Source organism: Clostridium sp. (assembly GCF_050717635.1).
In the GTDB taxonomy this organism is placed as follows: Bacteria; Bacillota; Clostridia; order Clostridiales; family Clostridiaceae; genus Clostridium_AD.
Genome location: NZ_JBOITO010000013.1, coordinates 320,228 through 344,754 on the forward strand (window position 1 = coordinate 320,228; position 24,527 = coordinate 344,754).

A 24,527-nucleotide genomic window follows, 5' to 3' on the forward strand; every position below is an offset into this window, starting at 1 on the left:
TTTTCTCCTCTCGTACTCTAAGTATTAAGTCAAATTGTTGTTTTTATACATTTACATAAAACAAATTTATCTATAAAGCATATAGCAAAACCAACATTTTTTAAACATAAATATTATTTTTCTTTACAAAAGCTTGAAAATTACTGATTTTTATCTGTTTTTATAGTAAAATGTTAATAATTTAAAAGCTTAAGTAAAGGATGGTAATTATGAATAATATATTTTCGAATAATGTGTGTAATGTGGAAGTTTCAGGAATTAGAAAATTTTTCAATAAAGTTACAATGGTTCCAGGAGCAATTTCACTGACTCTTGGTCAACCTGATTTTCCTGTGCCAAAAAATATTAAAAAGGCTATGATCTCAGCTATTAATGAAAATAAAACGGAGTACACTTCAAATGCGGGTATTTATGAATTGAGAAATGAGATTTCTAAGTTCTTATGTGGCACTGGTATTGATTACTCAGCTGATGAGATAGTTGTTACTGTTGGTGGAAGTGAGGCACTACTAAGTGCATTTGCAGCCTTTTTAAACTTTGGAGATAAAGTTCTGGTGCCGTCGCCAGCTTATCCAGCTTACGAGAGTTGTGTGAAGCTTTTCGGAGCAGATGTAGTTAATTATAACCTTAATAGCGATTTTACTATTAATTTTGATGAATTAAATAAAATTATTAATGAAGAAAATCCTAAACTTTTAGTGGTGTCATATCCTTCTAATCCTACCGGTGCTGCATTATCCTGCAAAGGGCGAGATAAACTTTTTCAAATTTTAAAAGAAAAAAATATTTATATAATAAGCGATGAGATATATAGTTCCTTGTGTTATGAAAAATACTATTCTTTAGCTCAAATTAATGAACTTCGAGATAGAGTGATTTTGGTAGGAGGATTTTCTAAAATATTTTCCATGACGGGTCTTAGGATAGGATATGTTTGTGCTAGTACATATATTATGGATAATATAATCAAAGTGCATCAGTATAATGTTTCTTGTGCACCTTCAATATCTCAATGGGGTGCATATGAGGGGCTAATCTCATGTATGAACGATGTAAATAATATGAAAGTTGAATTTGAAAAGCGGAGTGAATATGTTTATAAAAGATTGAATGAAATGGGTTTGGATGTAACAAGGCCTAGGGGTGCCTTTTATATATTTCCTTCTATAGTGAAATATTCTATGAAAAGTGAAGAGTTTTGCGATAGACTATTAAATGAAGGTAAGGTTGCTGTGGTGCCTGGGTCAGCTTTTGGACTCGGAGGAGAGGGCTTTATTAGAATTTCATATTCTTACAGTTTAGAAATGTTAAAGGAAGGTTTAGATAGAATGGAAAAATGGCTTAAAACTTTAGAATAAAAAAATCAACCTTCAAAGTACTTTGTACTCTAGAGGTTGATTTTCTTTAAAAAGGTTACATATTAACTACATCATCCATACTGTATAAGCCACTCTGTTTTTTGTATATATATTCACAGGCTTTAAGTGCACCTACTGCAAAAACTTCTCTTGATATTGCAGTATGCACAATTTCAATACATTCTCCTTTGCCGGCAAATATGATTTCGTGATCGCCAATAATATTTCCACCTCTTATAGCATGAATTCCTATTTCCTTATGATCTCTCTTGCCTATGCCATCGCGTCCTTTGACGAAGACAGTTTCATCTTTAATAGAATTTTTAATTGTATTTGCAAGAAGTAGAGCGGTTCCACTAGGTGAATCTACCTTTTGATTGTGATGTTTTTCAATTATCTCAATGTCAAAATCCTTATAAAGCGTATTACTAATCGTTTTGAGTATATTGTTAACGATATTTATACCTATAGACATATTTGCAGAGTGAAAAACTGCAACTTCACTACTAAGAGAATTAATTTTGGATAAATCTTCTTCTGTATAACCAGTAGTGCAGAAAACGATAGGAATATTCTTTTCTTTAGAATATTTACATAGTGAATCTAAAGCCTCTGGTCTTGAAAAATCTAAAATAACATCTACATCATTATTACAATCATTTATATTGTTATAGCATGGATAGTTTAAATTTGATGAATTTTTATCAACACCAGCAATAACTGAAATAGTTGAGGAAGAAGAAGCTAGTTCAGAAATAATTTTACCCATTTTGCCGTTGCACCCATTTAGAAGCATTTTAATCATTTGATGTCCTCCTTTAAAGGAATATTATAAGCTGTTAATTCTTTTTTTAGAATCTGTAAATTTGTTTCTTCCATTTCGCATAATGGTAGCCTTAAAGGACCTACTTCCATACCCATAAGATTCATAGCTGTTTTTACTGGTATAGGATTAGTTTCTATGAACAATGAATTATTAAGAGCTAGAGACTTAAGCTGAATTTTTAGCGCCTCTTCATGATTACCCTGGAAATATAATTCACACATGTTATGAATGTCCGTTGGAATTATATTTGCAGTAACAGATATAACTCCCATAGCTCCCAAGGAAAGAATAGGTATAACTTGGTCATCATTACCAGAATAGATATCTAAGTTGTCACCACACAATGCCTTGATTTGTACTATTTGACTTATATTACCGCTTGCTTCTTTAATTGCTACAATATTTTGAATTGCGCACAATTTTAGAAGTGTGGATGGATTAATATTAAGACCTGTTCTTGAAGGAACATTATATATTATTATTGGTGAAGATACATTACTAGCAATTGCAGTAAAATGTTGAACTAAGCCTTTCTGAGTAGTTTTATTGTAGTAAGGTGTAATTACAAGAAGTCCATCCACACCTATTTTTTCTGCCCATTTACTCATATTTATTGTGGCGGCAGTATCGTTACTTCCAGTGCCGGCAATTACTGGAATTCTTTTATTAACCACATCAACTACAAATTTTATAGTTTCTTTTTTTTCTTGATCCGACATAGTAGAAGCTTCTCCCGTAGTGCCACATACTATAATAGCATCTGTCTTGGAATTAATGTGCCATTCTATTAATTCTTCCAGTTTTTCAAAATTTACTCCCCTCTCATTAAATGGAGTGACTATTGCAACACCAGAACCTTTGAAAATATGCATAATATTACCTCCAGGTAGTTATATAGAATGAATAACAGGTATTAATAGTTATTCTCTATAAACTATTTTTTATATTATTACTATATATTTATTAATTGATATTAGGATTAGTGAAACATTTTTTTATGTTAATGAATAATACATTAAAAGAATACTCATATTATCACGACACCACTAAATGTTTTTCTTTATTATATTATATAGCCCTTAAGTGAAAATTTATATACTTTTAAAAAAATAATCCGATTCATAAAAATAAAATTTTGCAAGGTAATATTCAAAATATTATTGAATATGAATTAATAAGATGATTAATTCTTAGTTGATACTATATTTTAAAGACTACCACTATTGTAGCATTATATGAAATTTATGCTGATATACCTTGATACGAATGATAAAACCTATTTATATTGTATCATCTATATAAAATTTTTTTCAAAAAAATAATTATACTGGAAGTTTGTAAGTGACTGAATTAGTGATTGAAAATCATGCTATAATTATGTAAAGTGATTGAATTCATTGACAACTAAAAATATTTATGATAATATAAAAAAAAATAAGATTAATAATTTGTACAATTGCAAGCATAAGCAATGCATGATTCAGACAGATGATAATTAATACATACGATCCATAAGCTTTTTCTATTATCAGAATAAATTTACAGGAGATAAATAAAAATTTATTTTCTTGTGATTTAGATATATCAAGGAAACAATTGGTTATATTGACTAAACAGAGGGGGATTATGTAAAATGAAAAAGAAAAAATTATTGGCGTCTTTGGTAGTAGCTATGCTTGTATCCACGACTGTACTTGCTGGATGCAACAAAAAAACAGATGAGGTAAAGAAAGAAGACAACGTACCACAGGTTTTAAATTATTATTCTTCAGATGAACCTGAAACTTTGGATCCACAACAGATGACGGGACAAATCGACTTCCAAATTGCAAATATGTATATGGAAAGTTTAGTTCGTTTTGGTAAAGAAGAAGGTAAATATGAACCTGGAGTTGCATCAACATGGACTTTAGATGAAGCAACTAATACTTATACTTTTGAACTTAACAAAAATGCAAAATGGCTTGACGGAACACAGGTTACAGCTAAGGATTTCTTCTTTGGATGGAAGCTTGCACTTGATGGAAACAGTCAATATGGATTTTTGCTGACTGATTACATTGAAGGAGCAGCAGACTATGCAAGTTTTACTGCTGAATCTTACTATGCTGAAAAAGATTCAAAATTTAAAGCTTTAGTTGAAGAACGCGATGCTGAGAAAGATAAAGATAAGAAAGCAGCGTTGAGTTCTACGGTTGGTGATGCATTTAAAAAAATGCCAGCAGATATGATGACAGCATATGATACAAAGAAAGCAGATTTATGGTCAAAGGTTGGAATTGCTGAGAAAGATGGAAGTATTGAGATTAAACTTTCAAAAGTAACACCATATTTTGTAGGATTAACTGCTAATTTTGTTTTTGCACCTGTAAATCAAGCTTTTTATGAAGCTCATAAAAGTGACTACGCTCTTGAAACTACAGGATTAAACAGTAATGGAGCATGGAAAATTACAGAATGGAAGCATAAAGACAGCTTTATATTAGAAAAAAATCCTAATTATTGGAATAAGGATAATGTAAAAATTGATACAATCAAACTTAAAGTTGTTAATGATGTTGCTACAAGAACAAATCTTTTAAAGACAGGAGCTTTAGACGGTTCCGCAATTCAAGCTAATGACTTGAAGGATTTTCAAGATAAAGCAGTGCTTGATCAAAATAAACTACAAGATTTAATTGATAAGCCTGATTATAGTGTATTTTATCTTGAGTTTAACTTATTTAACAATGCAGTAACAGAAAATGTTAATGTAAGAAAAGCTATATCTTTAGCACAAGATCGTAAGGGTTTAGTAGAAAGTATCACAATAGGAGATGGTGCAGCATTTTCATTAATTCCAAATTTCTTCCCTGGTCTTGAAAAGTCCTTCCGTGAGGAAAATACCAAAGCTTTAATTGAAGATCATCAAGTAGATAAGGCTAAAGAAGCTTTAGCACTAGGACTTAAAGAATTAAAACTTGAAAAATTACCAATACAAGATGTTTTAATAGATCAGTCAGATATCTCTAAAAAACAAGGTGAAAAATTACAATCAGATTTAAAAGCTATTGGAATCGATGTTAAACTTGTACCAGTTGCTTGGGGTGACAAATTATCTAGACTTAAAACTGGAGACTTTGGTATTTGCTCTAGTGGTTGGGGACCTGATTATATGGATCCAATGACATACTTAGATCTATTTGAATCCACTAATGGAAATAATCATGGTAAGTATAATAGTCCAGCATATGATAAATTAATTCAAGATGCTAAGAATGAAGCAGATCCAAAAATTAGAATGGGTTACTTATATGATGCTGAAAAAATGTTAATGGATGAAATGGTTATTGTACCAAAATATTTCAGAATAGCTCATTATACTTTTAAAAATTACTTAACTGACGTTGTTACTAGAGGCGCAGGTCCAAGTGTAGATTTCTATTGGGCTAATGTAGATATGGCAGCAAAAAACGCAAAATAACTTAAGTAATATTATCAATTAAAAATAAGGGAGTGGGTATATGTGTTTAACGTATACCCTTCCTTATGTAAATAGGCAATTGAAGAAATTTGTATTTTTCTACATAAAGGAGGTAAAAGGATGGTTAGATTTATTATTAAAAGAATATTTTTTGCAATTATAACAATGTTTTGCATAGCAACTATAACTTTTGCGCTAATGAAAGCGTTGCCAGGAGATCCTTTTCATAATCCAAAGATGAAGCCGGAATTAAGACAAGCTTTATTACAAAAATACGGATTAGATTTGCCTGTTTCTCAGCAATATGTTAAATATATGAATAACTTAGTTCATGGAGATCTTGGACTATCTTATAAATATCTTAATCGTCCAGTAGTTCAAGTAATAAAAAATAGTTTTCCAAAGTCGCTTGCTTTGGGTTGGAGGGCTATGTTGTACTCGTCATTTTTCGGACTGCTTTTAGGGGTTATTGCAGCTCTCAAACATCAGAAAGCGGCGGATTATATTGTAATCTTTATAGCAATTGTAGGGGTATCTGTTCCAAGCATTGTTATGGGTCCACTGCTTGCTTACTATTTTGGCGTGGTTTTAGGTTGGCTTCCGGTTACCGTAACTAGTAGTCCACTTTCAATGATATTGCCATCATTTGCTTTGGGACTTGGTACTTTAGCTTTTGTAGCTAGATTAATGCGTTCAACTACTCTTGAAGTACTTGGTCAAGATTATATACAGACTGCAAAATCCAAAGGTCTCACAACTACTAAAATTATATGGGGTCACGTAATTCGAAATGCTATTATGCCTGTTATTTCGATACTTGGACCATTGTTTGCAGCTATCATAACTGGATCTATTGTTATTGAAAAGGTTTTTGCTGTTGCAGGACTTGGCGAATATTTTGTATCTACTATTGTAGATCAGGATTACTCTATGACCATGGGCATAACAATGTTCTATGCCTTACTAATAATATTTTCCCTTCTTATGGTTGATATATTATATGGATTAATAGATCCAAGACTTAGAGTATCGAAAAAAGGGGGCGAATAGTTAAATGGACAAAATGGAAAAGGAGCAATTCGAACTTGTTGGTAAAAACCTCGAAGCTGCGCAGAGCATAAAACGCCCTAGTATGTCTTATTTACAAGATTCATATAGAAGATTAAAAAAGAGTAAACCATCTATAATATCCTTTTGGGTTTTAGTTTTATTAATTGTTTTGGCATTGGTTGGTCCAATAATTTCAAAACAACTATATGGACATAATTATAGAAGGCAAGTATTAAGTTTAAAAGATCAAACCTTTATCCTTTCAAATCAGAGAAGTTTAAAATTATCTTCCAATTCTGTATTTGAGTATAACAGGTATAGACCTAACCTTAGAAAGACTAAATTGAAATTTACTAGTGCTAAACTTAAAGAAGAAGGTGGAAAGTTAGGTTTTATTGTTGGGGATGAATCTGAATCATCTTACCAAGGAGACAAAAAAGAGTTTAAGTTAGAGATAACAACAACAAAAGAAGATGATTGGGATTCAATTGTAGATAAATTGAATATTGAAGGTGAAAAATTATTAAAAGAAGACCCTGATTTTAGAGGGGTAACTTTCAAAAAAAGTTTCAGTAGTTTAGTTATAGAAACAAGTGGTGATAAGAAATTCAACAGCAAATATTGGCTTGGAACTGATGACCTTGGCCGTGATTTATGGACTAGGTTATGGGAAGGCACAAGGGTTTCTTTCCTTATTGCAGTAACATCAGTGCTGTTTACAGGGTTATTTGGAGTTGTATATGGAGGGATATCTGGGTATATTGGTGGAATGTCTGATAACATAATGATGAGAATTCTTGAAATTCTTATGGTTATCCCGTCTTTGCTATATATAATGTTATTATCCATTATAATGACGCCAGGTATTGTTACCATTACTATTGTGCTTGCATGTACAGGTTGGATGTCAACCGCAGTTTTGGTTCGTGGAGAAGTTTTAAGATTAAAACACAGTGAATATGTCCTTGCATCACAAACATTAGGTGCAAATGCAAGGAGAGTTATTTTTAAGCATTTGATACCAAATTGTATGGGACCAATAATAGTTAATATGACTATGATGATTCCAAGAATGATTTTTGCAGAAGCATTTTTAAGTTTCATCGGGCTGGGTGTACCAGCACCATATGCATCACTCGGAGTTCTAGTTAATGATGGAGCAAAGATTTTTTATCAATACCCACATTTACTTATAATACCAGCAGCTGTACTTTGTTTAATTATGCTTGCATTTAATATACTTGGTGATGGTCTAAGGGATTCACTTGATCCTAAATTAAGGAAATAGGAGGTTACACACATGAAAAAGAAAATATTAGAAGTTGAAAATTTGCAAGTTTCTTTTGATACTTATGCAGGTGAGGTTCAAGCAGTTCGTGGCGTTTCCTTTGACTTATTTGAAGGAGAGACTTTAGCTATTGTTGGAGAATCTGGTTGTGGAAAATCTGTAACTGCAAAATCTATAATGAGGCTAAACCCAGAACCACCTGCACGTTTTAAAAACGGTAAGATTATTTTTAATGGTGAAGATATAGTTACTAAGTCCGATAAGGAAATGAGGAAGATTAGAGGTAAAGAGATAGGTATGATATTTCAGGACCCAATGACTTCTCTTAATCCTACTATGACCATCGGAAAGCAAATATTAGAAGGACTTAAGAGTCATAAAAGCGATATTACCAAAGCCGAAGCGGATAAAAAGGTCATTGATATGTTAAAACTTGTTCAAATACCAAATGCAGAACGACGAGTAAACGAATACCCACATCAATTTTCTGGTGGAATGCGTCAGCGTGCTATGATTGCAATAGCACTCGTATGTAATCCTAAGCTTCTTATCGCTGATGAACCTACAACTGCTTTGGATGTTACAATTCAAGCTCAAATACTTGAGCTTATGAAGGATTTACAAAAAACTATAAATACTTCTATTATAATGATTACTCACGATTTGGGAGTTGTTGCTAATATTTCAAAAAGAGTAGTAGTTATGTATGGAGGGAAAATCGTAGAATATGCAGATACTGAAGAATTATATTATAACCCAAAACATCCATATACTTGGGGACTTTTAAGTTCAGTACCAAGAGTAGATGTTGTTAAGGCTGGTAATAAATTATCTTCAATAGAAGGTACACCCCCAGATTTATTTGCGCCTCCAATTGGATGCCCATTTGCAGATAGATGTGAATTTTCAATGAAAATTTGTAGAGAAAAAATGCCTCCTAGTTTTATTATTAGCGAGGGGCATGGGTCTGCTTGTTGGTTAAGTCATCCTGATGCACCTAAGGTAGAAGCTCCTATTATTTTTAAAGGACCAATAGAATCTATTGAAAAAAGAGGTGACAATTAAAATGGCTGAACTGGATAAAAAAGAAATACTTCTTAGTGTAAGAAACTTAAAAAAATACTTTTATGTTGGGAAAAATCAATATTTAAAAGCTGTTGATGATATAAGCTTTGATATTTATAAGGGTGAAACACTAGGTCTTGTAGGAGAATCAGGTTGTGGAAAATCAACATGTGGACGTACTATTTTAAGAATTTATGAGGCTACAGGAGGTACTGTGGAGTTTGAAGGCAAATCTGTGCATAAGCTAAAGGGGAAAGATTTAAAACAATATAATAGACGTGCACAAATGATTTTTCAAGATCCCTATGCTTCTTTAAATCCTAGAATGCTTGTATCTGATATTGTTGCAGAAGGTATTGACATTCATAAGCTTAGTTACGGAAAAGAAAGAAAGCAAAGAATTGATGAATTATTAAGTTTGGTTGGACTTAATAAGGAACATGCAAATAGATTTCCTCATGAATTTAGTGGTGGACAGAGGCAGAGAATAGGAATAGCTCGTGCCCTTGCAGTAGATCCTGATTTTATAGTATGTGATGAACCTATATCAGCTTTAGATGTTTCTGTTCAAGCTCAAGTAGTTAATTTACTTCAAGAGCTACAAGAAAAATATGGGTTAACATTTTTGTTTATTGCTCATGACCTTTCAATGGTTAGATATATTTCAGATAGAGTATGCGTAATGTATCTTGGAGCACTTGCAGAAGTTGCTAAAAGTAATGAGTTATATGAAAAACCATTCCATCCTTATACTCAGGCACTGTTATCATCTATTCCAAGGCCAGATCCAGTGCTTGAAAAGACTAGACAAAGGATAATGCTTGAAGGTGATGTTCCTAGTCCTATAAACCCTCCTAATGGATGTAAATTTGTTGATAGATGTAATAAGGCTATGGATATGTGTAGAGAGGTTAAGCCTGAGATGATAGAGATAGAACCAGAACATTTTGTTGCGTGTCATTTATATGATAATAAGTTAAACTTAAAAAAATAACTTTTACTATTCTAAAATGTTAAACAGCAGCAATGAATTCATTAGTGGGGTAATAAATATTACCCCACTATATTTTTTTTGTAAGAAAAGTATTGTATACTTTTCTTTTTTTATTATGAATAAAATAACTCCTAATTGTAAAAAATATTAGATAATATTAAAACTTTAAAATAATATATATTACAATTTGGAGGGATATCATGGGTAAAACACCTTTAAAAAAAATTATAAAAGCTAAATTAAAAACAAATAAACAGCTAACTAAAAATGAGACTATGCGTGAAACCTTAAAATATGAAATAGCCGAAGAATTAGGATTAACAGATAAAATAGAGGCTTATGGTTGGAGTGGACTGACAGCAGAGGAAACTGGTAGAGTTGGGGGGTTAATGACAAAAAGAAAGAAAATAATAAATCTTCCTAAAAACGAAGACTTTTAAAATAGTTTTTGTGGAATATTTCACAAAAGATTTATATAAAATAATTTGGACAATAGCTTATGTATAGGTTAAAATATTATATACCATTATAGTTCTAAAAGGTTCTCCTTTTAGTTCTAAAAGGAGAACCTTTTAGTTTTAGAAAGGAAATGTCTAAAAAAGGAGAAATGTTTGTATGGATTGTTATAGAGAGTTCGCTCATATATATGATAAATTAATTAATTCTGATATTGATTATAAATCATGGGCTTTAAATATAATGAGTATTTGCAGTGAACATAATATCGAATATGATAGTTATTTAGATTTAGCCTGTGGTACAGGAAATCTTACTGTAGAAATTGCAAGTGAATTTAAGAATATATGGGCAGTGGATTTATCTTCTGATATGTTAAGTGAAGCAGAGCAAAAAATGAGAGAGATAGGTATAAAAGCAAAATTTATATGCCAAGATATTTGTCTTCTTAATTTGAATAATACATTTAATCTCATAACTTGTTGTTTGGATTCTAGTAACTATATATTAGAAGAAGAAAATTTTAAAAAATATTTATTAGGTGTTTATGATTTATTAAAAGATGATGGCTTATTTATTTTTGACATAAATTCTTATTATAAACTTACAAGCGTGCTTGGTAATAATACTTATAATTATGATTCAGACGATGTAGTGTACATGTGGGAAAATTATTTAGAAAATGACATAGTAGATATGAATTTGATATTTTTTGTAAAAGAGGGACAAGTATATAGACGATTTGATGAGCATCATGCAGAAAGAGCTTATAGTGAAGAATATATAGAAAATGTTTTAAAGGAAATAGGATTTAAAGTGCTAAAAAAACTAGATAACTATGAAGAGAAGGTAGTGGAAAGGGATACAGAGCGAATATGTTATGTGCTAAAGAAGCTAAAAAATAAAAATGATTAATAGGGGGCATATATATGGATAAATTAGTGAGAGCTACAGCTAAGGAAGGTCAAGTTAGGATAATTGCAGCCATAACTACGGATTTAGTAAATGAGGGAGTTACAATGCAAAAGTGTGCTCCAACAGCAGCGGCTGCACTAGGAAGGATGCTTACAGCAGGTGTTCTTATGGGAACTATGTTAAAGTCCAAGAGTGATAGTTTAACGCTTCAGATTAATGGTGGAGGAGAGGCTAAAGGAGTGCTTGTAACAGCCCATGCAGATTCAACCGTAAAAGGATATATAGGAAACCCCAATATAGATTTACCTGCTAATAGTAAGGGGAAACTAGACGTAAGTGGTGCGGTAGGTGTTGACGGTTACTTAAGCGTAATAAGAGATTTAGGGCTAAAGGAACCATATGTAGGGCAAGTACCTATTAGCACAGGTGAAATTGGAGATGATTTAGCTTATTACTTCACTGTTTCAGAGCAAACCCCTTCAGCTGTGGGACTTGGAGTTTTAGTAGATACAGACATGAGCATCAAAGCTTCAGGTGGGTTTATAATTCAGATGATGCCTGGTGCTGATGAATTTTTAGCTGATATAATAACTTATAGACTTGAAGAGGTTCCTTCTATAACAGAGTTTATATCTAAAGGGATGAGTATTGAAGAGATTTTAGAATTTATTTTTGAAGATATGCAGCTTAAAATACATGAAGAAATTGTGCCTATGTATAAATGCGATTGTTGTAGAGAAAGAGTTGAAAGGGCATTAATAAGTATAGGCAAAGTGGATTTAGAAGAATTATATAATGATGGTAAAACAGAAGAAATTAAATGCCATTTTTGTAATAAGAATTATGAATTTAATCATGAAGTTATTGGGAAATTATTAAAAAGTGTAAATTAATAAATAATAGTAAAGCTTTTTCAAGGAAACTACTCAATATATGAGTATATTACCAAATTTTTAAAAACGATGTAAAGTAGAGTAAATGTTCTAATTGTGAAGCATAAGGTAAATGGCTGTGAATATCACTATTATTTGCTATTGACAACTCTAACAAAGTTTTATAATATAGTAATGTGCTCATTGGATAAAAAGTAAACATTTAAATAAAAAAACACTTAAGTAATAAAAGTGTTGACAAGTTTTATGAAATAATGTAAACTGTAAAAGTCTGATGAAGATATGTGGGAGCATAGCTCAGCTGGGAGAGCATCTGCCTTACAAGCAGAGGGTCACAGGTTCGAACCCTGTTGTTCCCACCACATATGGCCCAGTGGCTCAGTTGGTTAGAGTGCCGCCCTGTCACGGCGGAGGTCGACGGTTCGAGTCCGTTCTGGGTCGCCATTTAAAATTTATAAGGCTGGATAGCTCAGTCGGTAGAGCAGAGGACTGAAAATCCTCGTGTCCCTGGTTCGATTCCTGGTCTAGCCACCAAATGTTGCGGGGGTGGCTCAGTGGTAGAGCGTCACCTTGCCAAGGTGAACGTCGCGAGTTCGAATCTCGTCTCCCGCTCCACAATTTAAATAATGGCGCTATAGCCAAGCGGTAAGGTCAAGGTCTGCAAAACCTTTATTCCCCGGTTCAAATCCGGGTGGCGCCTCCAAAGTAAAAGAAAAGTAGCCTAACTATTGATATTTAAGTAGTTAGGCTACTTTTTTATTTTGTAATCATAAAGTTAGTTATTTCATCATATGAATTAAATAATGATTTAGTATGGAGATGATATTTATGAAAATGAAATCAATAACAATAATATTAGAAATACTTTTATTTATCAGTGGTTTGGCTGGATTTATAATGATGATAATGAAAATTGAATTACCAACAATGATGGTACCAATAATTATAATACTATTAGTTATTATTAGTATGTCTGAATTCGTGAAAACTCGAAAACTTATAAAATTAGCATACCCTTTAATCACAATCTATTCGCTCTTAGCAATGCCTATTATAGCGAATTTTATAGAGAATAAAATTCTGTCTTTTAGTTTTATTATATTAAGTTTAGTAATTATCATTATATTTATATATAGTGAATTATTAACAAGCAGTAAAGAAAAAGAATTATCACATTAAGTAAGAAAAACTCAGACTCTAAAAATACTTCCTCTATCGATTAGTTTTCCATTTCTTAAGAACACAGGTTCTACCTTGTGTTTTTTTAAAAAACTCAATACCTCTTTTCGATACAAATAGTGATCTAAGTGACCATAAAAAGCCAACACGTTAGTTTCGATAAGCCCGGTTGCACCACCTATAAAACCATAGTCAATACCTGGAAGTATAATATCGCCAGGGGGGATTAATAGTACATCTATTTTTTCGAAAGTTAATGCATTGGCAATAGAAATGTCGCTAGTTATAACTGCACGATCTGTGACTACACAAGTAGAACACTTTGTATAACCTTGATTTACATTTATTAATTTTTTATCTTTTAGAAGTGACAAAAGATTAGTATCGGTTAAATTAATTGAGTGAATAAAAAGGTTACTTATAGATAGTGAATTAAGAAGTACATCGCATGGATATTTGTTTTGAAGTGATGCATTTGTTTTATAAATATTATAATTTAATGATTCTAAGGTTTGTATAAAATTTTCATCCATATCTTTATGCACTATAATATTGTTTTTAACAATGTGAATGAGCATATCAGGGTGACCACATATGGCTTCGTATAAGAGATTGCTAGGAGGGCAAATTAGTACGTTATATCCTAGTGAAATTAAATGTAGTTTTTCTTCATTATGGATTCTGAAATCAACAATAACATTTTTCATTACCGCACTCCTTTTAAAAAAAATAATAAAACCTACTTTATACTTTATATCATGAAACTACTGCACTTTGCAATATGTCGATAATTGTTATATCTATTTTGCATATACGCAAGTATTACACACATACTATCTTATAAGAAAGGAGTGTGCTAGATGCTTTTATTAACTGTTGTATATAATAGCAGTATGGAATGCATTATGGATGAAATTAAAGACATTAAAAAGTGTTTTGAAAATAAAAAAGTAATTATAGGTATATCGGAGTGTATAGTAGAAAATACTCACTTTATAAAATTCTTTTGTAGTGATGATAACTTAAGTCGTAGTAGTATCAAAACATTTAATTTGCATGTTGCAAATATGTTATACAAAATAGTAGTAAGGGAATTTTGTAAAAGCGGATTGGGTAGTTTTTTAACTGAAACGTATTTTTTTCTGGGCCATGATGAAATAAATCAACTTGAACCTAAAATTTTGGAAGCACTTCTTAGTGAAGGGTCTATATCTGGTCCTAGTATGGTATATTATATGAATAGAAAAAATATTGTTATTGATAAAATAACTAATTGCATAGAAGAAAATAATGAGATTAATATAAGGGGATTCTTAACCTTTAGGGCAAAAGCACTAAGATTGGATTTAGAGTGTGTAGTTGATAAAGTTGTAGAAGAGTATATGATAGAAAAAGAATATGATGAGTTTATAAACCTTTTAAAATACTTTGTAGAAGTTCAAGAGAGCAAGGTAGATGAAGTTAATATTATAATTGGAAAAAATGGGGAGTATTACTTAAGAGATATAGAAGGAAATGATTTAATGGAAAATATGATTATGGAGCTACCTGGGGTTAAATTTGATTCGGAAGAAAATCAAGAAGAACTTATAATTAGCACCATAATAACCAACGCTCCTAAAAAAATAATTATACATTGTGTAGATCATTGTAAAAATAAAGAGTTAATACAAACTATAAATAAGGTTTTTGTGAACAGAGTCTATTATTGTGATAAGTGTTCTGCCTGTGAAAATATAAAAAAAGGAACGATGGGTTGGTAGTAAAATTTTTATATTTATAATAAACAAAATAGTATTGACAAGCAAACATTAAAATAGTATAATATGAATTGTTGTGAACGAAGATATAAAAAATAATTTAATATAATAAAATTCTGTATCACAAGAAGAAACAGCCGTTTCTCACCTAACAGTTATGCTAGTCAGGTTAATTAGTAATTTAAAACTGTTACTATTAGGACGGCACATGCCGTCCTTTTATTTATTTAGATAGTTATAATTTTTTTAAAAGACTTAGGAGGTGAAAACTATTAGTAAAAACAAAGATTTCATGATGAATGAAGATATAAGGGATAGAGAAATAAGAGTTATAGGAGCTGATGGATCCGCATTAGGTATATTGAATACCAAAGATGCTCTACATCTTGCTGAAGAAAAGGACCTAGACTTAGTTATGATGTCCCCTACAGCAAAACCACCAGTATGTAGAATAATGGATTATGGTAAGTTTATTTATGAACAACAGAAAAAAGAAAAAGAAGCTAAAAAGAAACAAAAGGTTGTTAATCTTAAAGAAATACGATTGAGTGCAACAATAGAAGACCATGATATCGCAATTAAGGCTAGCAATGCCAAAAAATTCTTATTGGATGAAGATAAGGTAAAAATAACAGTAAGATTTAGAGGAAGAGAAATTGAAAATTCAAAAGTAGGACATAAGATATTGAGCTCTTTTGTAGAAAAACTCGGTGATATTTATATTGTTGAGAAACCAGCCAGGCAAGAGGGAAGAAATATGATAATGATATTAGCTCCTAAAAGAGCATAACCGAAAGGAGGAATTTTATCATGCCTAAAATGAAAACACATAGAGGCGCAGCAAAAAGATTTAAGAAAACAGGAACAGGAAAGCTTAAAAGAGCGAAAGCTTTTACAAGTCATATATTAACAAAGAAAAGTCCTAAAAGAAAAAGAAATCTTAGAAAAACAACATATGTTTCAACAACTCAAATAAAAGCAATGAAGAAATTGTTACCATACTTATAATTGAATGGTGCTTAGGAGGTATTATAAATGGCAAGAATTAAGAGAGCAGTTAACTCTCGTAAAAATCATAAAAAAGTATTAAAACTTGCAAAAGGCTACTATGGTGGAAGAAGTAAGTTATTTAAAACAGCTAATGAAGCAGTAATGAGAGGACTCAGAAATGCTTATATTGGAAGAAAATTAAAGAAAAGAGATTTTAGAAAACTTTGGATAGCTAGAATCAATGCAGCTTCTAGATTAAGTGATCTTTCATATTCAAGATTTATGAATGGAATGAAACTTGCAGGCATAAATATTAACAGAAAGATGCTTTCTGAAATTGCAATAAATGATCCAAAAGCTTTTGCTGAATTAGTAGAAGTTGCAAAAAAACAATTACAAGCTTAAAAACATTTATAAATGTAGCCTTTAGGCTACATTTTTTCTTGCATTTTGACAAAAACAGGGTAAGTGATATAATATAGCAATATACCACTATTGGTAAAATTTAGAGGTGATTAATTTGGCTTCAACTATTAAAGTTCTTAAAAGGAAAAACATCTATACCCCAGTTCAGATTCTTGCAATAGGTTTTGCTGCTATAATATTTATAGGTGCAATACTTTTAAGCTTACCTATAGCATCTGTAAGCGGTGAATCTACACCACTTATAGATTGTATATTTACGTCTACGTCTTCTGTATGTGTTACGGGTCTAGTAATTGTAGATACGGGAACATACTGGTCCTATTTTGGTAAAACAGTGATAATGTCACTTATAGAAATAGGCGGGCTTGGATTTATGTCTGTTACTACACTGGTTTTTTTGGTTTTAGGAAAAAGAATAACCTTAAAGGAAAGGCTAGTAATGCAGGAAGCTATGAATTCAAATTCGTTACAAGGCATAGTAAAAATGGCTAAATACATATTGTTATTTACACTTTCTGTTGAGATAACAGGTGCAGTGCTATTCTCTACTCAATTTATTCCTGAGTTTGGTATAGCAAAAGGAATTTATTATAGTGTATTCCATGCAATCTCTGCTTTTTGTAATGCTGGGTTTGATTTGATGGGAAACTTTAATAGCCTTACTGGTTATGCTAATAATGCTGTAATCATACTTACAGTGTCAGCTTTAGTAGTGGTAGGTGGGCTAGGATTTTACGTATGGGTAGAAATCTATAACAGCACGTCAATTAAAAGGCTCTCACTTCACTCTAAAGTAGTTATTTATATGACTTTAGGGCTAATTGTTGGAGGAGCAATATTTATGTATCTTTTTGAGATGGGTAACCCATCCACTATGCAAGGGATGTCTATAAAAGGCAAATTTTTATCTTCTATTTTTGCAGCTATCACGCCAAGAACAGCTGGATTTAATTCTATATCAACGGCTGATATGACTACAGCAGGGAAATTCCTAACAATGATTTTAATGTTTATTGGTGGATCTCCAGGTTCTACGGCTGGTGGAATAAAAACTGCTACGGTGGTGGTTCTCCTTATGACAGTAGTGTCTGTGGCCCGCGGACGTGAGGATACTGAAATATTTAAAAGGCGAATAAATAAACATCTTGTATATAAAGCTTTTGCAATAGTTGCTATTTCTCTAACACTTGTTATAGTAGTTACCATGGTATTATCTATAACAGAGCAGCGAAGTGTTCCCTTTGAACATTTACTTTATGAAGCTACTTCAGCATTTGCTACGGTAGGGTTAAGCTTAGGTTTAACTACAGAGTTATCATTTGTAGGGAAGATAATAATATGCATTACCATGTATGCAGGGAGAGTAGGGCCACTTACTATAATACTTGCATTAGCTAATAGAAAATATAAATCTGGAAATATAAAATATCCTGAAGGAAAAATTCTAATTGGATAGGGGTGTAGTTAATGAGTAAAAGGCAGTTTATTGTTATTGGTCTTGGAAGATTTGGAACGTCTGTTGCGGAGACATTATATGCTTCGGGAAATGATGTATTAGCAGTTGACTTTGATGAAGAAACAGTTCAAAACATATCAGATAGCGTGACTCATGCAGTTCAAGTTGATGCAAATGATGAAAATAGTTTAAGAGCACTTGGTATTCGTAATTTTGATTGTGCGGTTATTAGTATAGGTTCGAATATTCAAGCTAGTATTTTAGCAACGCTTCTAGTTAAGGAACTGGGAGTGAAATATGTAATTACCAAGGCAACGAATGAGTTACATGCTAAGGTATTATATAAAATAGGTGCAGATAGAGTAGTTTTCCCAGAGCGAGATATGGGTGTACGAGTTGCTCATAATTTAGTGTCATCCAATATATTAGATTATATAGAATTATCTCCAGATTATAGTATAGCTGAAGTTGTTAGCCCTGAGGAATGGCATAATAAGACACTTAGAGAACTTAATATAAGAGCCAGGTATGGCATAAATGTAATGGCTATAAAAAGAAATGATGATATTGACATTTCTCCCTCAGCTGATAATATTATTGAAATAGGTGATGTTATAGTGGCAATAGGTAATATTGAAGAACTAAATAAATTAGAAAATCTAATTAAATAAGGGGTATTCAATTTGGAGTATATTGGTAGTAAGGATAATTCAACAATCAAAGAGATTAAGAGATTAAAAGAAAAAAAATATAGAAAAGATAATAATATGTTTTTAGTTGAGGGATTTAGGTTTGCGGAAGAGGCATTAGATTCCAATTTTGAAGTAGTTCAAATTTTCATAAGTGCTAGTGGTGAGTTTAAATATGAAAACTCCGCTGTGAAAAAGAAGATACAGAAAAACACTAAAGTTTTTAGCGTTAGTGATAGCTTATTTAAGTGTATTTGTGATACAGAGAATCCTCAAGGTATTATTGCTACAGTTAGAAATAAATCAGTAGAGATTAAATATGACAATGGATTTTATGTGCTGGCTGATAAAATTCAAGACCCTGGAAATATGGGGACTATAATTAGAACTGCCCACGCAGCAGGAGCACTTGGAGTTATAATTACAAAAGGGACAGTTGATATTTATAATGAAAAAACACTAAGAGCTACAATGGGATCTATTTTTAAAATGCCTGTTATTTATGATAGTGATTTATCAACAGTAAAAAAACTTAGAGATGTTGGCTTTAAATTAGTTACTAGTTCACTGGAATGCGATAAAAATTTCTACGATATAGATTTAAGTGGAAAAGTTATTATATCAGTTGGAAATGAAGGAAATGGAATAAGCCAGGAAGTATACAACTTATCTGATCTTAAAATAAAAATTCCTATGCCTGGCGGGGCAGAGTCACTAAATGCAGCTGTGGCAGCGTCAATTATGATTTATGAAGTAGTGAGACAAAAAAACAATTTTAATTTATAGTTGAAATCTTTACTGGTTACGGTTATAATATTTGATATACTTTCATAAATAATAAACTGTGATGGAGATAGTAGATATAAAAATTGGTACAGGGATAAGAAGCCTTTGACTGAGAGCTTACTTAAAAAGTTTTTATATTGAAGTTCACTCCGGAGTTCTAACAGTGAAACAAAGTAACTGTTAGCGGGTAGAATCGATAATTTTATCTAAGAGGACTGGTTTCCAGTCAATTAGGGTGGTAACGCGGATATTCCGTCCCTTTATAAGGGGTGGATTTTTTTTGTTTTATAAAAAAGTACAGAATCTAAAAATTACATAAATATGAAAGGGGCATTCATCATGCAGGAAAAATTAAAAATTATAAAAGCTGCAGCTTTAAAAGAATTAAAAGTAGCTGCTATTAAAACGGAAATAGAGAATATCAGAGTTAAGTATTTAGGTAAAAAAGGAGAATTAACACAAATATTAAGAGGAATGGGTAAGTTATCAAGTGAAGAGAGACCAATTATTGGTAAACTTGCAAACGAAGTTAGGGAGGATATAGAAACTCTTATAACTAAAGCCACAGATGATTTAAAAAATATTGAAAGAGAAACAAAGCTAAAAGACGAAGTGATAGACATATCTATGCCGGGGAAAAAACAAACTGTAGGTAAAAGACATCCATTAGAATTAACTCTCGAAAAAGTAAATGAAATATTTTTATCTATGGGATTCGTTATTGAAGAGGGGCCTGAGGTAGAAAAGGATTACTATAATTTTGAGGCTTTAAATATACCTAAGGACCATCCTGCAAGAGGAGAACAAGATACTTTTTACATAAATGATAGCGTAGTTTTAAGAACACAAACTTCACCAGTACAAATAAGAACTATGGAACTACAGAAGCCACCTATAAAAATGATTTCTCCTGGTAAGGTGTATCGTTCAGACGCACTAGATGCTACTCATTCACCAATTTTTTATCAAATTGAAGGACTTGTAGTGGATAAGGGTATTACTTTTGCTGATTTAAAGGGAACTCTAGAATTATTTACGAAAAAAATGTTTGGAGATAAAATGGAAATGAAGTTTAGACCACACCATTTCCCATTCACAGAACCATCAGCAGAAATGGATGCAACTTGCTTTGTGTGTAAAGGTGAAGGTTGCAAAGTTTGTAGTGGTAGCGGCTGGATAGAGCTTTTGGGTTGTGGAATGGTTCATCCACAGGTTCTAAGAAATTGTGGGATTGATCCAGAAGTTTATAGCGGGTTTGCATTCGGGTTTGGACTAGATAGAATTACAATGTTAAAATACGGAATAGATGACATTAGAGCACTTTATGAAAGTGATATGAGATTTTTAAAACAATTCTAAAATATTAATTGCTAGGAGGATGTTAAATGAAAGTTCCAGTTAAATGGCTTAAAGATTATGTAGATATAGATATTTCATCAAAAGAACTAGGCGACAGGCTTACAATGTCTGGTTCAAAAGTAGAAGAGGTTATTATATCAGGTGCTGAAATTCAAAATGTTGTAACAGGCAAAATAATTGAAATAGTAAAACATCCAGATGCCGACACGCTGGTTGTATGTCAAGTTGATATAGGACTAAAGCAGCCAATACAAATTGTTACAGCAGCCACTAATATGGGTGAACAAGATATTATACCTGTTGCACTTCATGGATCAAGTTTACATGGGGGATTAAAAATAAAAAAAGGCAAGCTTCGTGGTATACTATCAAACGGCATGTTCTGCTCAGAAGAAGAACTTGGAATTGCAGGGGATGAACCTGTGCATGGACTAATGATACTTCCAGAGGATACAGCTATTGGTAAAGATATAAAAGAAGTTTTGAAACTTCAAAGTGTAGTGATAGATTTTGAAATAACTTCTAATAGACCAGATTGTAATAGTATTCTCGGTATAGCAAGAGAAACTGCTGCAACTTTAGGCGTAGAATATAGAAAACCAGCGCTAGATTATAAAGCTACTTCCGATGAGAATGTGGAAGAAATATATAAGGTTCAAGTTAAAGATGAACTTTGCAGAAGATATATGTTAAAGGGAATAAGAAATGTAAAAATAGAGCCATCTCCACAATGGATGCAAGAAAGACTTATTGAGGCAGAAATTAGACCAATAAATAACATAGTTGATATTACAAACTTTGTTATGTTAGAGCTTGGTCAGCCTATGCACGCATTTGATGCTAGGCAAATTACTACTAATAATATAGTAGCTGAAAGAGCTAGCATTGGAGAAAAATTTACTACCTTAGATGAAGTAGAAAGAGAATTAGATGAAAGCATATTAACTATAAAAGATGGAGACAGAACTATAGGCATTGCAGGTATTATGGGAGGCTTAAATTCTCAAATTAAAGAAGATACTGTAGGAGTAATATTTGAAAGTGCAAACTTCGATGGAGTTAACATAAGACTAGCTTCTAAAAAATTATCATTAAGAACAGATGCATCTACAAAGTTTGAAAAAGATTTAGACCCAGAACTTGCAAAAATGGCAATAGATAGAGCCTGCAATTTAATTCAGGAATTAGGTGCTGGTGAAATAATGCAGGGGTGTATCGATGTATATCATAAAGAACTAAAGCCTCATAGTTTAGAAGTAGACTTTAAATGGATTAATAGCTTTTTAGGAACTGAAATATCTAAAAATGATATGAAGACATATCTTGATAGATTGGAATTATCTACAGAAATAATAGGCAATTATCTGATTATACAGGTACCTTCATTTAGATCTGATATAAATATAAGAGAAGATGTAGCAGAAGAAATAGCTAGAATATATGGTTATGATAATGTACCATCTACTTTTCCAAAATGTGAAACTTCTAGGAGTGGAAAAAGTGAAAAGCAAAAATTAGAAGATAAAGTAGTGCTTTCGCTAATTAGTAGTGCGCTTAATCAATCTATAAGCTATTCATTTGTAAGCCCTAAAATGTTTAATAAAATTTTAGTTCCAGAGGATAGTGAGCTTAGGAATGTAGTTACTATAAAAAATCCACTAGGAGAAGATTATAGTATAATGAGAACTACAACTATAGCATCTATGATGGAATCATTAGGTAGAAATTATTCAAGAAATAATGAAGAAGCTAGATTATTTGAAATAGGTAAGGTTTATATACCTAACGAAGACCTTAATAAGCTTCCAGAAGAAAAAAACATATTAACAATAGGAATGTATGGAAATGTTGATTATCTTGATTTAAAAGGTGTGGTTGAAAATGTAGTAGACAGTCTAAAAATAAAAAATACATCATTTAAAAGAGAATGTGAAAACCCTACTTACCATCCTGGGAAAACTTCCAACTTATATGTAAAAAGAGAACTAATAGGAGTGGTTGGAGAAATTCATCCTGTGGTATCAGAGAATTATGAAGTGGAAGAGAGATGTTATATAGCAGAATTAAACTTGGATTTATTATATAAACATGAAGACTCTAGTAATAAATATAAGTCGCTTCCGAAATTTCCAGCTGTAACAAGAGATATTGCACTTATAGTTGAAGACGAAATTCTAGTTCAAGACATTGAAGATGTAATTGTAAAACAAGGTGGGAGTATATTAGAGAGTGTTAAGTTATTTGATGTGTATAAAGGTAAACAAATAGCTGAAGGTAAGAAGAGTATAGCCTATGCTATAGTATACAGACGCGAGGATAAGACATTAACGGATGAAGAAGTAAATAAGGTTCATGAAAAAATATTAAGGACCCTTGAGCATAAATTAGGTGCTGAGCTTAGATAAAAATTATAAACATAATTCCCTTAGTGATAAGGGGATTATATTTCATTTCATAATTTGAAAATATTGGTTTTAATAAAATCTGTATTGTGGTACAATGAATGTAACTAATCTGTCTAAGAGGGTGTTTTAGATGAACATTGTAACAATAAAGATCAATGGTATTGAATACAATTTAAAAGGCAACGAAAAAGAAGAATATTTACATGTTGTAGCTAGCTATGTTGACAAGAAAATAAAGTGCATTATGGGTAACAATGAAAAGCTTAACACTTCCTCAGCAGCGATTTTAACTGCTCTAAATTTAGGTGACGAAACGTTTAAAAGTAATTCACTTTGCGACGAACTTTCAAGTAAGGTTGCAGATTTAGAAAAGCATGATGAGGAATTAATGGGGCAGTTAGAAGGTCTTAAAAAACAGTTAAACCATATGGAAGCATATAACCAGGAACTACTGGATAAATGCAAAAACATAGAAAATAGTGACTATGTAAAAACCTTAGAGCAAGAGAACGTAAAAAGTAATCAAGAGCTTACAGCTATGAGAGATTCTGCTAAAGAATATATTGGAGTAAATAAAAAAATTAAAGTAGAAAATAAGGAAATGAGATTTCAACTACAATCCTCTAAGTATAAAGTAATTGATTTGCAAAACAAACTAGTAGAGTATCAAATAAGTTTAGCTAAACAAAAGAAAATTAATAATCCGCTTTTAAATGCGTATAAAAAATAAAATCATTTTATAGTGTAATAAAAAATCTTCGCCGAAAGGCGATTTTTTTATGCGTATTAATATACACAAAGAAATAACAAAAAAAATTTAATATTTAGTGAGCTGAAAAAGTATTTTATTTAGAAAAAAATTATGTGACTTGAATTTATAAAAAATAAATAAAATTAAAAATAAAAATTATTAACTTAAAATTCACAATCTAAACAAAGATTGTGAATTTTTTTTAGCAATTTAATCCGACAAACACAGTATTTGTAATAGTTATTAGAAACACATGATAATAAATAATTGATACAACTAAAATGGTTAAGCTAACTTTATTAATATAATAAATGGGATATCTTAATATTAATACTATATTATGACTAAATATTACATAATATTAAATTTGAAGTAAAAACCAGTAAATAAAGAAAAATTTGAGGTCGAAGAAAATATA

Annotated in this window: 23 protein-coding genes, 5 tRNA genes and 2 other annotated features; of the genes, 25 read left to right on the forward strand and 3 right to left on the reverse strand. The window is 31.5% G+C overall.

The window, feature by feature from the left end:
* The first annotated feature begins 209 nt into the window (after positions 1-209).
* The gene (locus ACREWB_RS07450) at positions 210-1,358 is read left to right on the forward strand and encodes a pyridoxal phosphate-dependent aminotransferase (protein ID WP_431546834.1); all 1,149 of its coding nucleotides are present in this window, start codon (positions 210-212) and stop codon (positions 1,356-1,358) included.
* A gap of 55 nt (positions 1,359-1,413) precedes the next feature.
* Here the strand turns inward: ACREWB_RS07450 and dapB are convergent, their stop codons facing one another.
* Positions 1,414-2,163, reverse strand: coding sequence for a 4-hydroxy-tetrahydrodipicolinate reductase (gene dapB, locus ACREWB_RS07455; protein ID WP_431546835.1), 750 nt, complete (start codon positions 2,161-2,163; stop codon positions 1,414-1,416).
* Positions 2,160-3,056 (reverse strand): 4-hydroxy-tetrahydrodipicolinate synthase, encoded by an 897-nt coding sequence (gene dapA, locus ACREWB_RS07460; protein WP_431546836.1) that lies wholly within the window; start codon positions 3,054-3,056, stop codon positions 2,160-2,162. The genes dapB and dapA overlap by 4 nt, the downstream gene beginning before the upstream one ends.
* Before the next feature lie 761 nt (positions 3,057-3,817).
* On the opposite strand from dapA, the gene ACREWB_RS07465 reads away from it, so the two are divergent.
* The 14 genes from ACREWB_RS07465 to ACREWB_RS07530 all read left to right on the forward strand — a co-directional run bounded on the left by ACREWB_RS07465 (position 3,818) and on the right by ACREWB_RS07530 (position 13,487).
* Positions 3,818-5,647, forward strand: coding sequence for a peptide ABC transporter substrate-binding protein (locus tag ACREWB_RS07465; protein ID WP_431546837.1), 1,830 nt, complete (start codon positions 3,818-3,820; stop codon positions 5,645-5,647).
* A gap of 120 nt (positions 5,648-5,767) precedes the next feature.
* Positions 5,768-6,697, forward strand: coding sequence for an ABC transporter permease (locus ACREWB_RS07470; protein WP_431546838.1), 930 nt, complete (start codon positions 5,768-5,770; stop codon positions 6,695-6,697).
* A 4-nt stretch (positions 6,698-6,701) separates the two neighbouring features.
* Positions 6,702-7,985 (forward strand): ABC transporter permease, encoded by a 1,284-nt coding sequence (locus ACREWB_RS07475; RefSeq protein WP_431546839.1) that lies wholly within the window; start codon positions 6,702-6,704, stop codon positions 7,983-7,985.
* A 12-nt stretch (positions 7,986-7,997) separates the two neighbouring features.
* Positions 7,998-9,050 (forward strand): ABC transporter ATP-binding protein, encoded by a 1,053-nt coding sequence (locus ACREWB_RS07480; RefSeq protein ID WP_431546840.1) that lies wholly within the window; start codon positions 7,998-8,000, stop codon positions 9,048-9,050.
* Between the two features lies 1 nt (position 9,051).
* Entirely contained in the window at positions 9,052-10,044 is a 993-nt protein-coding gene (locus tag ACREWB_RS07485; RefSeq protein ID WP_431546841.1) for an ABC transporter ATP-binding protein, read from the forward strand.
* Positions 10,045-10,244: 200 nt separating this feature from the next.
* On the forward strand, positions 10,245-10,484 hold the full coding sequence (locus ACREWB_RS07490) for an alpha/beta-type small acid-soluble spore protein (RefSeq protein WP_431546842.1): 240 nt from the start codon (positions 10,245-10,247) through the stop codon (positions 10,482-10,484).
* 175 nt (positions 10,485-10,659) lie between these two features.
* A complete protein-coding gene (locus tag ACREWB_RS07495; protein WP_431546843.1) occupies positions 10,660-11,415 on the forward strand; it encodes a class I SAM-dependent DNA methyltransferase in 756 nt (251 codons plus the stop codon).
* A 14-nt stretch (positions 11,416-11,429) separates the two neighbouring features.
* The gene (hslO, locus tag ACREWB_RS07500) at positions 11,430-12,308 is read left to right on the forward strand and encodes an Hsp33 family molecular chaperone HslO (protein ID WP_431546844.1); all 879 of its coding nucleotides are present in this window, start codon (positions 11,430-11,432) and stop codon (positions 12,306-12,308) included.
* Between the two features lie 286 nt (positions 12,309-12,594).
* Positions 12,595-12,670 (forward strand) — tRNA-Val (locus ACREWB_RS07505).
* A 5-nt stretch (positions 12,671-12,675) separates the two neighbouring features.
* Positions 12,676-12,752 (forward strand) — tRNA-Asp (locus tag ACREWB_RS07510).
* Positions 12,753-12,766: 14 nt separating this feature from the next.
* Positions 12,767-12,842, forward strand: a tRNA-Phe gene (locus ACREWB_RS07515).
* A 6-nt stretch (positions 12,843-12,848) separates the two neighbouring features.
* A tRNA-Gly gene (locus ACREWB_RS07520) sits at positions 12,849-12,923 on the forward strand.
* Between the two features lie 13 nt (positions 12,924-12,936).
* Positions 12,937-13,011, forward strand: a tRNA-Cys gene (locus ACREWB_RS07525).
* 125 nt (positions 13,012-13,136) lie between these two features.
* Entirely contained in the window at positions 13,137-13,487 is a 351-nt protein-coding gene (locus ACREWB_RS07530; RefSeq protein ID WP_431546845.1) for a hypothetical protein, read from the forward strand.
* Between the two features lie 11 nt (positions 13,488-13,498).
* On the opposite strand, the gene ACREWB_RS07535 is transcribed toward ACREWB_RS07530, so the two are convergent.
* Entirely contained in the window at positions 13,499-14,194 is a 696-nt protein-coding gene (locus ACREWB_RS07535) for a DUF6873 family GME fold protein (protein ID WP_431546846.1), read from the reverse strand.
* 153 nt (positions 14,195-14,347) lie between these two features.
* Here ACREWB_RS07535 and ytxC point away from each other — a divergent pair, with 153 nt between their 5' ends.
* The 10 genes from ytxC to ACREWB_RS07585 all read left to right on the forward strand — a co-directional run bounded on the left by ytxC (position 14,348) and on the right by ACREWB_RS07585 (position 24,088).
* The gene (ytxC, locus tag ACREWB_RS07540; protein WP_431546847.1) at positions 14,348-15,250 is read left to right on the forward strand and encodes a putative sporulation protein YtxC; all 903 of its coding nucleotides are present in this window, start codon (positions 14,348-14,350) and stop codon (positions 15,248-15,250) included.
* Positions 15,251-15,366: 116 nt separating this feature from the next.
* Positions 15,367-15,476: a sequence feature (ribosomal protein L20 leader region), on the forward strand.
* Between the two features lie 33 nt (positions 15,477-15,509).
* A complete protein-coding gene (gene infC / locus ACREWB_RS07545; RefSeq protein WP_431546848.1) occupies positions 15,510-16,037 on the forward strand; it encodes a translation initiation factor IF-3 in 528 nt (175 codons plus the stop codon).
* Positions 16,038-16,057: 20 nt separating this feature from the next.
* Complete coding sequence (gene rpmI, locus ACREWB_RS07550) at positions 16,058-16,255, forward strand: 50S ribosomal protein L35 (protein WP_291643553.1); 198 nt, start codon at positions 16,058-16,060, stop codon at positions 16,253-16,255.
* Positions 16,256-16,282: 27 nt separating this feature from the next.
* Entirely contained in the window at positions 16,283-16,642 is a 360-nt protein-coding gene (gene rplT / locus ACREWB_RS07555) for a 50S ribosomal protein L20 (protein ID WP_291643554.1), read from the forward strand.
* Positions 16,643-16,769: 127 nt separating this feature from the next.
* Positions 16,770-18,119 (forward strand): TrkH family potassium uptake protein, encoded by a 1,350-nt coding sequence (locus tag ACREWB_RS07560; RefSeq protein ID WP_431547162.1) that lies wholly within the window; start codon positions 16,770-16,772, stop codon positions 18,117-18,119.
* Positions 18,120-18,130: 11 nt separating this feature from the next.
* Positions 18,131-18,790 carry a potassium channel family protein gene (locus ACREWB_RS07565; RefSeq protein WP_431546849.1) on the forward strand — a complete coding sequence of 220 codons (660 nt, stop codon included), beginning with the start codon at positions 18,131-18,133 and terminating at the stop codon, positions 18,788-18,790.
* Between the two features lie 12 nt (positions 18,791-18,802).
* Entirely contained in the window at positions 18,803-19,594 is a 792-nt protein-coding gene (locus tag ACREWB_RS07570) for a TrmH family RNA methyltransferase (protein WP_431546850.1), read from the forward strand.
* A 49-nt stretch (positions 19,595-19,643) separates the two neighbouring features.
* Positions 19,644-19,857: a binding site (T-box leader), on the forward strand.
* Positions 19,858-19,933: 76 nt separating this feature from the next.
* Positions 19,934-20,953, forward strand: a complete 1,020-nt coding sequence (gene pheS / locus ACREWB_RS07575; RefSeq protein WP_431546851.1) for a phenylalanine--tRNA ligase subunit alpha — start codon at positions 19,934-19,936, stop codon at positions 20,951-20,953.
* A gap of 26 nt (positions 20,954-20,979) precedes the next feature.
* The gene (gene pheT / locus ACREWB_RS07580) at positions 20,980-23,358 is read left to right on the forward strand and encodes a phenylalanine--tRNA ligase subunit beta (RefSeq protein ID WP_431546852.1); all 2,379 of its coding nucleotides are present in this window, start codon (positions 20,980-20,982) and stop codon (positions 23,356-23,358) included.
* 130 nt (positions 23,359-23,488) lie between these two features.
* Positions 23,489-24,088: a cell division protein ZapA gene (locus ACREWB_RS07585; RefSeq protein ID WP_431546853.1), complete on the forward strand. Its 600-nt coding sequence runs from the start codon at positions 23,489-23,491 to the stop codon at positions 24,086-24,088.
* The last annotated feature ends 439 nt before the right edge of the window (positions 24,089-24,527 follow it).